Source organism: Ruegeria sp. F11, from assembly GCF_056533855.1.
This window is the reverse complement of sequence record NZ_JBQFOW010000016.1, coordinates 1-12,570: the sequence shown is the minus strand read 5'-3', so window position 1 is coordinate 12,570 and position 12,570 is coordinate 1. Positions and strand designations below refer to the sequence as shown.

At 59.4% G+C, this 12,570-nt stretch carries 13 protein-coding genes and 1 pseudogene; 10 read left to right on the top strand and 4 right to left on the bottom strand.

The window, feature by feature from the left end; genetic code table 11:
• Nucleotides 1-99: 99 nt before the first annotated feature.
• The 10 genes from ACR0NJ_RS18465 (at nucleotide 100) to ACR0NJ_RS18420 (ending at nucleotide 8,033) form a co-directional block, all read left to right on the top strand.
• Nucleotides 100-1,179 carry a hypothetical protein gene (locus ACR0NJ_RS18465; RefSeq protein ID WP_480818566.1) on the top strand — a complete coding sequence of 360 codons (1,080 nt, stop codon included), beginning with the start codon at nucleotides 100-102 and terminating at the stop codon, nucleotides 1,177-1,179.
• Between the two features lie 298 nt (nucleotides 1,180-1,477).
• A complete protein-coding gene (locus ACR0NJ_RS18460) occupies nucleotides 1,478-2,596 on the top strand; it encodes a hypothetical protein (protein WP_480818565.1) in 1,119 nt (372 codons plus the stop codon).
• A 53-nt stretch (nucleotides 2,597-2,649) separates the two neighbouring features.
• The gene (locus ACR0NJ_RS18455) at nucleotides 2,650-4,581 is read left to right on the top strand and encodes an AAA family ATPase (RefSeq protein WP_480818564.1); all 1,932 of its coding nucleotides are present in this window, start codon (nucleotides 2,650-2,652) and stop codon (nucleotides 4,579-4,581) included.
• Complete coding sequence (locus ACR0NJ_RS18450) at nucleotides 4,578-4,913, top strand: hypothetical protein (RefSeq protein WP_480818563.1); 336 nt, start codon at nucleotides 4,578-4,580, stop codon at nucleotides 4,911-4,913. Before ACR0NJ_RS18455 ends, ACR0NJ_RS18450 begins: the two co-directional genes overlap by 4 nt.
• Nucleotides 4,910-5,203: a hypothetical protein gene (locus ACR0NJ_RS18445; RefSeq protein ID WP_480818562.1), complete on the top strand. Its 294-nt coding sequence runs from the start codon at nucleotides 4,910-4,912 to the stop codon at nucleotides 5,201-5,203. Before ACR0NJ_RS18450 ends, ACR0NJ_RS18445 begins: the two co-directional genes overlap by 4 nt.
• Nucleotides 5,204-5,220: 17 nt before the next feature.
• Complete coding sequence (locus tag ACR0NJ_RS18440) at nucleotides 5,221-5,349, top strand: hypothetical protein (protein ID WP_480818615.1); 129 nt, start codon at nucleotides 5,221-5,223, stop codon at nucleotides 5,347-5,349.
• Complete coding sequence (locus tag ACR0NJ_RS18435; protein ID WP_480818561.1) at nucleotides 5,346-5,714, top strand: hypothetical protein; 369 nt, start codon at nucleotides 5,346-5,348, stop codon at nucleotides 5,712-5,714. The genes ACR0NJ_RS18440 and ACR0NJ_RS18435 overlap by 4 nt, the downstream gene beginning before the upstream one ends.
• Nucleotides 5,715-5,769: 55 nt before the next feature.
• Nucleotides 5,770-7,107: a DUF6638 family protein gene (locus tag ACR0NJ_RS18430; RefSeq protein ID WP_480818560.1), complete on the top strand. Its 1,338-nt coding sequence runs from the start codon at nucleotides 5,770-5,772 to the stop codon at nucleotides 7,105-7,107.
• A complete protein-coding gene (locus tag ACR0NJ_RS18425; protein ID WP_480818559.1) occupies nucleotides 7,108-7,374 on the top strand; it encodes a hypothetical protein in 267 nt (88 codons plus the stop codon).
• Between the two features lie 11 nt (nucleotides 7,375-7,385).
• Entirely contained in the window at nucleotides 7,386-8,033 is a 648-nt protein-coding gene (locus tag ACR0NJ_RS18420; protein ID WP_480818558.1) for a DUF1523 family protein, read from the top strand.
• A gap of 32 nt (nucleotides 8,034-8,065) precedes the next feature.
• Here the strand turns inward: ACR0NJ_RS18420 and ACR0NJ_RS18415 are convergent, their stop codons facing one another.
• The 4 genes and pseudogenes from ACR0NJ_RS18415 to ACR0NJ_RS18400 all read right to left on the bottom strand — a co-directional run.
• A complete protein-coding gene (locus ACR0NJ_RS18415) occupies nucleotides 8,066-9,160 on the bottom strand; it encodes a flagellar basal body P-ring protein FlgI (protein WP_480818557.1) in 1,095 nt (364 codons plus the stop codon).
• Entirely contained in the window at nucleotides 9,157-10,164 is a 1,008-nt protein-coding gene (locus ACR0NJ_RS18410; RefSeq protein WP_480818556.1) for a flagellin, read from the bottom strand. The genes ACR0NJ_RS18415 and ACR0NJ_RS18410 overlap by 4 nt, the downstream gene beginning before the upstream one ends.
• A gap of 2 nt (nucleotides 10,165-10,166) precedes the next feature.
• Nucleotides 10,167-11,618 (bottom strand): flagellar hook-associated protein FlgK, encoded by a 1,452-nt coding sequence (flgK, locus tag ACR0NJ_RS18405; RefSeq protein ID WP_480818555.1) that lies wholly within the window; start codon nucleotides 11,616-11,618, stop codon nucleotides 10,167-10,169.
• A 33-nt stretch (nucleotides 11,619-11,651) separates the two neighbouring features.
• Nucleotides 11,652-12,482, bottom strand: a pseudogene (locus ACR0NJ_RS18400) (flagellar hook-basal body complex protein); the annotation flags it as partial.
• Nucleotides 12,483-12,570: the final 88 nt, after the last annotated feature.

The window sequence follows — 12,570 nt, the reverse complement described above, 5'->3', positions numbered from 1 at the left end:
AATTTGCCAGTCTTTGCGGGAATTTAGCCCCCAAAGGGATGTAAATAGGCGTAACATTACCTATCTTATTGGGTAGATAAACAAAAAAAGGGATAGCAGATGTCGAACCAGCAATTCGAAGCTTTGATTCAGGAAACGCAGACCAAGGTGCGCGAAAGCCAGTCGCAGATCGAAGGGCTGACCTCACGGATCGAAGCGGCGCGGGCCAAAATTGGCACGGCTGAGGCGGATATCGACATCGAAAACGCCACGCTCGAGGATGTGCACGCCCATACCGAGGTGATGAACGCCAATATCGCCGAACTCATCATGGGGCTAGATGATGTCACCAACGCATTCTCCAAGGATTTCGACGAAATGCGCTCGAAAACCGGGTGGGAGAGCTTTGTGGGCGTCTTCTCGAAAGGCAAATCCGAGTCGATGCGGCAGGAACGCATGCGCACCGCCAATATCGACGACAAGCTGCAGGACCTGATCGCCAAATCCGACGTGATCGTGAAGCTGTTGGAAGGGCAGTTGTCGGTGCTGGAGGAACAGCGCGTGAAGGTCGAGGACAACCTGACCGTAACATTGGACGACCGCGAGGCGACCGTGGCTGAACTGGAGGCCCTGCGCACTGAAATTCAGGGTATGGACCCGACGATTATCACGTTGGAAAACAAGATCAGCGTCGAACAGGACGCCGCCGCGCGCACCCAGCTGGAAACCGAGTTGGCCGAGCTGAACAAGCAATACAACGCCAAGGTTCAGGAAGAGCAGGTCAAGCTGGCCAAATCCCAGACGCTGGAGCGCTATATCGAAAAAGGCAAGACCTGGGTCGATTCACTGCAAAATCAGTCCGCGACGCAGATGGTGCTGATCAACAAGCTGCAGACAGACACTCAGCAGCGCGTGGTGCTGTACGATGCCCTGACCAAATCGCTAAAAACCGCGCAGCAGCAGGACGTGGCCCACCGCATCAACGAGATCGGCGTGCAAACGGATCAAGAGGCGCAGACGGCGATGGCCGCCATCGGCACCGCGACCAACCAGAAAATGGCGGACATGCTTGAGGCGCATGAGGACCATATGGTCTTTGCCCGCGACGTGCTGGAGAAAAAGGCCAAGGCGGATGAGCGGTTCGCGCGGCGCTTTGCCTCGATTGTCGAGAAGCACGATAAGAATTTGTATGGTGGGTGATGCTCAGAAACCCATTAATCAAATACGTCGGGGTTTTGGCAGCACTGGTCTTATCGCTTTACTTTGCATACTTGGCGAAAGACCTTCCAGCGCTCCAACTTGAAGGTCTTGCCCAATACCTTTGGTACATTCCCGCAGCGATTTGGACGGTCGGTTTTGCGTACCTGTTTGTACAGACGTGGTTTGGAATAGTTTGGGTGTTTGTTGCCTTCCTAAAACTCTTGGACAGAATGACGGCTAGATGGCCCCGATCCATAAGGGATTTTTTTGGTATTCCAGACTTTGGATCGAGAAGAAGATGACTAACCCCACCCAAGACCATGTCGGCCTGACTGACACCTTCGCCTCGCGCCGCTATTTCCGCAAATTTGAGGTGATCACCGTCCACCTCCTGCGCGTGGCCGCGACGATGGAGGCGGAGGGCGCGATCAGCAAGCAAGAGGTGCGGATCGTGTCGCGTTACCTTTCGGGGCTGCTCTACACCTTCCGCGCGCTGTCCATGAAATACCTACTGGTCGGGCGCGATACGGGGCGGTTCTTTGGCAGCCTTGCCATGGACAAGCGCGACAGCGGGTTTCCGGTGGCGGCCGAGTTGCTGACCATGGCCAATGACGCGCAGCAGGCGCAGGTGCATCTGGCGAATATGCCCTCAGCCGATGATCTGAAAACCGACATGGTGCGAACGATCATCGGCGATCAGGAAGTCCCCACCAAGCTGCAATTCGCGTTGTCGCAAAGGCTCTATTACGAGGAATTGCTGAAAGGTCAGCTGTTCTGGGCCCGCAATGATCCCGAATGCCACTGGATCGGGAATGAGGGCGACCGGCGCAAGTTCATGATCCACTGGGCGGTCTATGACAGCCAGATCAACCTGCCGGTCATCTACCTGATGCAGTTGGAGGACAGTGGCAAGACGGCCCTGCCCAAGGATCAGCGCCGCTGGCCCGAGGTGCAGGCGCATTTGATGGCGCAATCCTTGGGCGGGTTGAAACTGGTGACGATTGCCAAGGGCTTCGATCAGGATTTCGACGACCTGCACCCCAAACATCTGCGCCGCATTCATGTGGGGCCGATGTATTCCTCGGCCTATACCGAGCAATCCGGCCCTTTGCGGCAGGTGCTGGAGGATGCACAAGCGCCCGAGGGGCAGGACTGGGCACTGGCATGGACCACAGAGGAACTGGAAAGCGAAGAGGTGATCGAGGAACGCGCAGGGTGGTTCTCGACCGTCGAGCGTGAGGTGTTCGCCTTGGATCCGTTCGGCGGGCAGGGGGCTGAAACCGGTGCGACGCGCACGCAGCGGTCGATCATCCTGCCTCAGCGTCCGTTTCAGGTGCTGGCCGAGCGCAACCCGCCGGGGTTTGGTGACGTGCGGAAGTTTGTCGTCAGCAAGACAGGGCAGGTGTTGCGCTATTAGTTTCGCCTTCGGCGACCGTATTTTGAACGAGAAGAAGATGCAGGGTTGAGCATATGAGTTTGACGTCAGATCAGATGGAATTGCGGGAAGACGATATTCGCAAGCATTATCCGGCAGCGACCGCCTTGCTGAACGGGTTCGAGCATGCGCCGCGGATTGCGACGGCGGTTGAAGCGGTGGTCGAGCGGTCCTCGGGCGTGTCGACGGGGCGGCGGTTTCGGTCGACCACGCCGGGGCTCGTGACGCGGCGGATAGCGCGGGCGGATGGGGTGCATCTGGTTGAGCGGATCGAGGCGTCGGATGATGGTGATGCGCTGGTCTCTCCGTCGCAGGCGGTGGTGCAGCAGGCCATTCGTCGTGCTGTCTCGATCGCTTTGGCCATGGCCGAGGCCTATGCAGAGCAGACGCCGCTGGCTGATCTGAAGCGCGCCAATCTGGCTGGGGACTTGCCCGCCGCGCGCAAGACCGAATTCTCGGAACTGCTTACGGCTGAGGCACTGATTACATCGCACACCTTCGGCAACGCGCTGGCCTATCTGATGTCGTCGCATCTGGGCGAGACCAGCGTTGACATTGGAGAGATCGAAGAGGTTCTGACCGACAATGGGCAGCTTGCCCTGCATGGCGCGCTGTGGGAGCTGGATCAGATCTTGGCGAAACACGCCCCGGACGATGCGCATCTGATCGCGGCCACCAGCGCCTATGCTGAACAACTGATGGACAAGGCCGCCCTGCGTGCAGGGTCCGCAGGCCATCTGGCCCCGTTCCAGAACGCCGCCTGGCATATTGAGACCGATGATCTGACCATCCGGGGGTTTGAGCCGGCCTCAAAGGCGAAATCCACCACGCTGACCATGGCGTTCAAGAAACCGAACGAGGTGGTCGGTAACCATATCGCCAAATATCAGGCGATGAAGCTGGCCAAGATGGTGATGGCCTATGATTTCGACCGCCGCCTGAACCCGTTTGCGGAACTCGGCGGGTTCATCTTTACCTTCATGGGCGATGGTAAACCGGGCACCGGCAAGACCACCCTGATCCAGATGATGGCGGGGTTGATCAACGATTATTGCCAGAACGCGGGCTATCCGTTCCGCTATCAGAACCTGAGCACCGACAATATCGACAGCTATCAGGGTAAATCCGGACAGAACGCCAAGGCGTTTATCAACACGATCATCGACCCGTCGGTCATCGGGTTCGGCACCATCGACGATATTGACCAACTGGCGGGCAAACGCGGCGACCGGCAGTCCAGCGCGGGCCAACTGGAAATCACCGCCGTGCTGATGGAGAGCTTTGCGGGCGCAAACACAGTCGTGCGCGGCAACTGCACCTTTGGCATGTTCTCGAACTACCCCGAGAATGTGGACGACGCCCTGCGCCAGCGGGCGGGCGCGCGGTTTCTGGTGGACGGGCCGCAAACGCGCGAGGACTATATCGACATCCTGCACCTGCTGATGGGCCGCAACCACGACATTCCCTTGGGCGAACATGAGGCTTACGCCGCGCAAGAGATCAAAAAGGCCGTCGCCGCCAGTTTCGAAAGCCATTCCCGCCCGCATGAGGATGCTTTGATGCAGGTCTATGACCGGGTGTCGGATGAGATCGGGCAGATGGACACGATCACCAAGCTGGGCACCTACCTCAAGGCGATCCAGCAGGCAGATGAGCGCTTTACCGGTCGCGCGATCAAGAACATCACCGACGCGGTCAAGGTTCGTGCGATGGATTTCGAACTGCCCGACGAGTGGATGGAGAACCCCGACCTGTTCCTGTTCCGCGACTACGACACCAAGAAGGCGATGATCGAGGAGCTGCGTCAGCCAATCACGGTCGAGATGGTGATGCAGGAAATCAACCGCTATGCCGACAGCGAATTCCGCTATGCCGACAAGAGCGACGAGGTCGCCATCGAAAACGCGGTGCGCGAGATGGGACGGATGGAAGAGGCCAAGCGGCGGTATATGGAGGGGAAGGGGTGATCGGCAGTCTGTTCCTGATCTTCGCGAGCCTGATCAGCGCGTGCCTGTTCTTCGGGGTTGCTGTCGCCCGCCGCCGACCCGCATCCAGACGCGCGTTTGCCATGCTGACCCTGATCGTCTTCGCCCTCACATATGTCTGGAGTTCATTGTTTCAAATCTGGATCAACGGCGCGTCGTTGGCCCATCCGACAAGCCTTTTGCACGCGTTCGGCCCCGGTGAGATGCCTTCACATTTCCTTGTGTGGGCGTTGTTCTGGTTCGTGCCCGCGATGATCTTGGCCGGCGGAGCGTATGCGATGACGCATCGCCGGAAAAAGGAAGCAATGGCATGACTTTAACACTCGCAATCACCGGCCTGGCAGTTGTTCTGGGCCTGATCCTGCCCCTGCGCTGGGGCGTATTCGGATTTCTGGGCGCCGTGGCGGTTCTGTTTCTGACCCAGTTCGGCGTAAACACCGGCAGTGGGTTCGAAGGTACCTCATGGGATGAGACATTGTTGCTGTTTGAGGGCAGCGTGGTGTCTTACATCGGGTTCAACCTGCAGATCACCGTGCGGGCGTTTGCGTTGCCGTTGTTGGTGTTGGCAGTTGTGGTTGTTGGGCGTTTCCAAAGGATGGAATGAGGTAAGTGGTACAACAGATGAAAACCCGGCTCGCCGGTAAGTTCCGCCATGCCGACAAGAGCGACGAGGTCGCTATCGAGAACCCGGTACGTGAGATGGGCCGGATTGAAGGGGCCAAGCGGCGGTATCTGGAGGGAAAAAAATGAGCTTTTGGGGCTTTTTTCTTCCGTATCTCATCGCACTAGTTCTGCTTTCGGTTTCGAGTTTTGTTTTCGTGTCTCTGTTTTGGCTCAAGCCGCTGGAAAGACTACATATTCTTTTGGCGTTGTTAGTCGACGTCGCAATCACGATCTCGCTAATGTCAGTCTTGACGGTTATCGCTCTTCTTTATGCAACAGGTTTTGCCGTTGGGGAGACTTGCGGCGACCCCCTCACAAGCGGCTTGCCTTGCCCAATTCTAAAGAAATTCGGTTGGTCCGTTTGGGCGGTACTTATTTGGATTCCAGTAGCTTTCTGTGGTTTGTTTCACAGGTTCAAAGTGGCTTCCTTGGAAAGTGGGGCTGTATCATGATCGATTGTTGTCTGCCGTCAATTGAACAGTCACCAACTGAACGAAGGCTTGCCTCATGATCCGCCTTATCGAGAAAGGCCTGATGTTTGGCAACCTTGTCCACATCTCCAGCCCGGCTCTGGTTGAGCGGTACAACCGCGCGCTGCAACATCTCGCGGGCAAGACCACTCAGCTTTCGGATTTCCATGTCGATATCTCGGGCTATTCGCCGGAGGTGGGGATTGAGCTGGAGGACGAGCTCTACCTCAACCCCAACGGGGTCAACCGGCAGTTCATCCTGCTGACGACCGAACAGAAACGCGCGCCTTTGCTGAACGTCAAATTCTCGACCTCGCGCGATATCCTGCGTGAGTTCATCGAGATGAACGAGGCGCAGTTGTTCGCCCTGACCGCCACCGATGCGGTGGCCGGAGAGCTGGTGAACTCGGTCTTCAAACTCACTACGCCGGGTGATCTGCTGAACATGCGCAAGATCGAGATCGAGGCCGACACGGTCGGTGGCACCCTGCGCAAAGCCGAGCAACTGGCGGGCATGGTCGAGCGGTTCAAAACAGAAGAAGACGCCTGGTTCGACGATGTGCTGATCGCGAAGATGATCGAAACCGCCAAAGACACGGGCGACGTGACTCGCAATCCGGTGCACTTGCGCCACACCGCATTTGAACAGCCGAATTTCTGGACGGCGCATTTCGGCGGGCTCTATCTGTTCCCTGATCTGGATCACCCGGCGGCGATTTGCATGGGTGACACGCCCGACGATCTGCCTATGGAGTTCGTCTTCCACAAATCGCAGCGCAACCGGATCGCCCGGTTTCTGGATTTCAACGGTCTGGTCGAAACCATCATCGAAGCGCGCGGCGTGGATTCCGCTGCGATCCTGCAGCAGAAGATGGATTTTCTGACCGTCGCCGCCGCTGCCGATGCCGATATCGACCTGACCGCGCTGGATCGCAGCGACATGCGCCGTCTGGCGCGCAACCACGCCGATCGCCTGCCCGAGGCTTTTCACGGGTTGGCGGACCTGTTGCGCTGGGCGCGCGAAGGGGGGCCGTGGCCGCGGATTACCTCGGACCATCCGGCCTATTTCTATACCCTGCGGGCGGCGGATACGCCGCACCGCGATCTGGTGAACATGCTGCTGGCCGAGCTTGCGCCGCTAGACCCGCGTCAGATGTTCATCTGCCATAAAGAGCTGTTCTACAGCACCTACGCCACATGGCCCGAGGCCAAGAAAGCCTATGTTGCCGACTTCCTCGCGCGCGAGTATCAGGTGGACAAGGCCGGAGCCCGCGCCGCGCTGTTCGGCCATGAACCGGATATGAGCGGCGAGGATCGGATCAGCGATGCGATGATTACTCGTGTCGGCCCCTGGGGTGCTTTGGAGAGAAAGTAAATGATCGTTGCAATTCGCTTTCTGATACCGTTGCTGGTCGTTCTGACGGTGATCTATGTCGGGTTGTCGATCTATTCCCGTCTTGTCCGCCGCCGCAAGCTGATCGCGCATTGGGACAAAAAAGGGCTGAACGGTGATCGTGAGGCTTTTTTGATGCGGGGGATGAAGCAATATGACAAATCGTTCCGCAAGAAACTGCTGCTGGGTGTCTATGTTATTCCACTTGGGGCTATTGCCTTGCTGATCTACATAACAAATTTCAAATGAGGGCCGGATAGATGGTCTATGTCAAATGGGCGTTCATCACAGTGTTTTGGGTTCTGGTTGCGTCGGTGCTGGAATACACGCTGCCGCAGCAGGATGTTGTGCGGATCGTTAAAACCGAGGTGCGGCGTGTTGATTTCGGTGAAAACTCGATCTTCTGGGCGCAGCAGGATACCGGCCAGGAAGGGGCGCAGAGCGTCAATCGCGATGTGCGTTTTGTCGAAACATTCCGCCCAAACGGGAAGCCGCGCGTGTATCGCAATGAGGATACCGGCTGGGGTTGGCCACCGTATTTCAAGCTCGACAGCTCGAACTTGCAGGCCGAGCTTACCAACCTTGTCTCGACCGCAGATAATCCGCAATGGGTGGTTTTGCGCCATTATGGCTGGCGCAATCAGCTTATGTCGATCTTTCCCAACGCAGTATCCGTACGCCCGGTTGACAGCCCTGATGTCCGGCTGATCCCGTGGTTCAACATCATCTTCCTGACGGTTTTTGCGGCTTTGATCTGGGCCCTTTGGGTGCGCTGGCGGCGGTTCCGGCAGCGCCGGATCGATCCAATGCTCGAAAATGTCGAGGACGGGATCTACGCCGCAGGCGACGCGATTGAGGAAAAGCGAAACGGGTTCCGCCGGTGGCTGGACAGTTGGAAGTCAAAGTAGTCACGGCGTTAAAATAGTCCAAAGGGCCGGGGTCATCTGACGATGAACTCGGCATGCAAAGCGCCCGCCGCCTTGATCGTTTTGAGAATGTCGATCATGTCGCGCGGGGATACCCCCAGCGCGTTCAGCCCTGCCACAACCTCGGACAGGGTGGTCGCCTCGGGGATTTCGGCGAGGCCTGTTCCTTCCTCTTCTTCGATATTCGCAAGCGTTCTTGGCACGACGACGGTTTCGCCCTGAGCGAACGGGTTGGGTTGCACGGCAATCGGGGCTTCCTCAACCGTCAGGGTCAGGTTGCCCTGTGAGACCGCGACACGTGAGATACGCACCTCCTGCCCCATCACAATGGTTCCGGACCTTTGATCGACCACCACACGGGCTTTGGTTTCCGGCTCGACAAGGATGTTTTCGATCCGGCCGATCGCATGGGCGGTCGACACCGATTGCGTGGCGTCGATGTTAAGCTCGACCGTGCCGGAATCACGCATGATCGCGACGGCGCTGTTGAATTCGGTGTTGATGGCCCGCTCGATCCGGCTGGCGGTGGTAAAGTCCGGCTCGCGCAGGGCTAGTCGCATCCGGGTCAGGGTCGACAGGTCAAAGTCGATTTCCTTTTCCACCCGCGCGCCCGAGGGGATGACCCCGGATGTGGGCACCCCGCGAACGACTGAAGCCGCCTCGCCCTCGGCCACCGCGCCGCCGGCCAGAACGGTGCCCTGACCCACCGCATAAATCTGGCCATCCGCCGCGTTCAGGGGCGTCATGATCAGGGTGCCGCCCAGCAGGTTACCGGAATCCCCGATGGCCGAGACGGTCACGTCAATCTGGCCGCCAACACGAGCAAAAGGGGGTAGGCTGGCGGTGACCAGAACTGCTGCAACGTTTTTGGGCCGGAAATCCTCCCCCGTGACATTGACACCCAGCCGTTCGAGGATGTTCGACATGATCTCTTCGGTGAAGGGCGAGTTTCGCAGCCCGTCGCCGGTGCCGTTCAGGCCGACAACAAGACCATAGCCGACCAGATCGTTGCCGCGGACCCCATCGAAATCCACCAGATCCTTGAGCCGGATTGCCCCTGCCGAGGCCAGACCGGGCAGCAGCATCAGAAGAAAAAGAAGAACCCTCATCTCAGGAAATTCACCAGCGACAGGCTCGCGTTCCGCACGGTGACGGAATACAGGCTTTCCAGTTGGAACTGAACGGTTTGCAAACGGGTTGCCGTTTCATATGGATCGGCGGCGATCAGCGTGTTCCGACTGAATTCGAGGCTGGTCCGCGCCGCCGCATTGCGGGTGGCCGCCTGTTCGACGCGCGCCTCAGCAGCGCCAACCTGTGCCCGCAGGTTCACCGTGTCGTTCTGCGCATTGGCCAGATCGATGCCCAGTTGCGTGAACAGGGTTGTCCGTTGAACCGGTGGCAACCCCAGTGCGGTGTCCGAGGCCAGCGCGGCCAGCGCCACATCCCTGAGCGCGGCCTTGAATGTCGGGTCGGTTGCGGTGATGGGCACGTCAATACGCTCATTTTCCGAGATGTGCATCGGGGCCAGCGGCGCGTTCGACCCCTGATAGATCGCCGCATCAAACCCGGCAGGATCGTTGAACCAGGCCTCGGCGGCGGTGCGAATGTCAGTCACTGTTGTCAGGCCGGTCAGTTCCGCCTGCAACGCGGTCAGAAGCGTGTCCGCAGAGGGCAGCGGAGAAACATCGGTTGCAATCCCAGCATACAGGCTGCGACCCCCGGCGCGCGTGTTCAGGGCAGACATCATGGTGTCAAGCTCATTGCGGGCCTGAACCGAGGCCTGCTCATGCGTCACGGTACTCACCGCTGTCCCGAAGGACAGCAGAGAGGCGGTGATTTCACCCAGCGACTCATCAAAGGTCGTCAGGCTTTGCTGCATCGCGTCGGTGAACAGGCTAGCCTCGGCCGTGGCGATCCGGAACGCGTCGAGCCGGGCAAGGGAGTGGTCCAGATCCAGGAGTTGAGAATAGTCGCCGCCGAGATGACCGGACACATCCTGCACTTTGCCGGTCGACATCTCATAGGACAGGGTTTCGATCTGAGCTTTGATCTCGGTGGCGCGGGTCCGAAGGGTCATGCCCCGGGCCAAATCCCCAATTGCGGTTAAGTTCATAGTCACAACCTCAGTAGGGTTTGCAGCAGTTCATCGACGACGGTGATGACCCGGGCATTTGCGGCATAGGCTTGTTCGATCTGCATCAGGCCTTGCAGTTCCTGATCGGTATCGATGCCGTGCTCAGCCTCGATCTGGGCCATGTGCACCTGCGCCGCGTTGGCGAAGGTCTTGCGCTGGGTGGCGACATGGGCGTTGGCACCCGCTTTCGACAGCAGGGCTTCGGTCAGTTCGGCGGCGCGCATATTGCCAGTGCCGAACAGTGCGCCCGGTAGGGGGCGGGCGTCGTTCAGAATTGCGCCAAAGGCCTGCAGTTGGGTTGCATCCCCGGGGTTTCCGGGCGTTGCCGCGCCAAGACCCGCCCGCAGTTTCCAACTGTCCCCCCCGGCATCGGGGTCGACCACCGGATTGAACGCGACCCGGGACGCAATTCCGATCATGGTTGCCGGATCGAACCGGTTTCCGGCATCCGTGAACAGCCCCGGATCGGTCGGGCCAGCGGTCGGGTCCAGCCCGGGGGTTTCAAACCGTTCGACAAGATCGCGGGCGACGGTGTCTAGCTGATCCTGCGCCTCCACCGCCAACTCGTCGCGAATTGTGAATTGCGCGGCCAGCGACCCATCCCTGATCTGGGCGGTGTCCCCGGCGGTACGAACCGGCTTGCCGTTCATCTCCAACCCCGACAACAGCCCATTGGCGACGGTCATATGCGGTTTGGTCTCGCCAGTGGTCGAAAAGGTGAATTCTGCAGCTTTGCCCTCCAGCAGGATCAGCCCGCCATCGGAGTAGAGCGAGACCTGATCGTTGCTGCGTGCCACAACGTTGACCGGCATCAGCTCATTGACCTGATCAATCAACACCTGCCGCTGATCCAGCAGGGCACCAATGTCGCCGCCCGAGTACCGGATCGCGGGGATCTTGGCGTTCAGCTCTTCGATATCCTGCAGCGTCTGGTTCAGGCGTTCGATTTGCGCGCCGATTTTGCGGTCGGCATCCGATCGCGCCTGCCGCAGGCCCTCGGACGCGGTGTTCAGGCCAGTCGCAAGATCGGCCCCTGCGCGGGCCGCCTGATTCAGACGTTCGGCGGAATCGGGCAGGCTGGCGGCGGTGATCAGACTGCCTTCGAACGCGGACAGCCGCGCTGTTAGCGATGCGGGATCATCGGCCGAGCCGACTAGCCCTTCGAACCGGTTGTGAAAGTCGGACAGGGCCGTCTGTCGGGCCAGATCGGCGTCGGTCGTGCGCCTGTTGGCGGTCAGAACCGGGTCCTGATGCCGTATCACGCCAACGGTGCGTACCCCATTGCCCGAAGTCGGGCTGGTGGCCAGTTCCAGCGACCGGCGCGCATAGCCCGGTGTCAGGGCGTTGGCGATGTTTCCGGACACCACCGCTGCTCCGCGGCTGGCTGCGGTCAGCCCGCCCAAGGCGTTGTTCAAAGCCGTCGACATGTTCATGAGGCCGTTCCTTTCCCGCGTTCAGAACCCGGATTACCGTTTGATATTCGTGGTTTCCTGCAACATCTCATCCACGGTTTGGATCACCGTGGCGCTGGACGAATAGGCCCGCTGCGTCTGGATCAGTGAGGTCAGTTCGGTCGCAACATCCGTGGTCGATTCCTCGCGCGCGAATGAGATCAGGTCTCCGGTAGGGCCTTCGCCTGCGTTCCACAGGAAGAACGTGCCGCTTTCCCGTGACGGCGCGTAGGTCTGGCTGTCGAGCGCGGTCAGGCCGTTGGGGTTTGGCACATCCGCCAGCGGAATCTGGAACATGCGGCGGCTGATGCCGGTATCGTAGAAGGCGTACACATATCCGTTTTCATCCACCTGCACGCTGGTCATCGTGCCCACGGCGGACCCGTCGCGGGTGATCGACACCGGCGCAAAGGTGTCGGACAGTTGCGTGATGCCGTCGGCGTCACCGATCATGCCGATATTCACCTCCATCGGGCCGCCAGCGACGTTGACCACGACACTGCCGGTTGCCGGATCATAGGCACCGCCGGACACCGGCGTGACGCTGGCCAGAGTGCCCCCGGCGGTTCGACTGTCGGTGAAGGTCAGCGTGTACTCCCCGATCACTGCGTCGCCCGAGGCCGAATCGCGCAAGGTCATGGTCCATTCATTGCTGGACCCGGTTGCAGGGACGGTCGGAACCAGTTCGATATCGACACTTTCGGACTTGCCCAGATTGTCGAAATACTCGACCGAGAGCGGTTGCGTGTCGCCGGGAGCCCCTGCATCGGTGGCGGTTGCGGGCAGGTTCATCCGCAGGTTCATCTGTGTGGTGGGCGCGCCGGACAATTGATTGACGCTTAGCTGAGCCTCCCCAACTGAACGGGTCCACCGTTATGTTTAGGAGACGGAGGACTACGAATGGCAAACAAGCGACCGAGGCCCGAAGAGATTG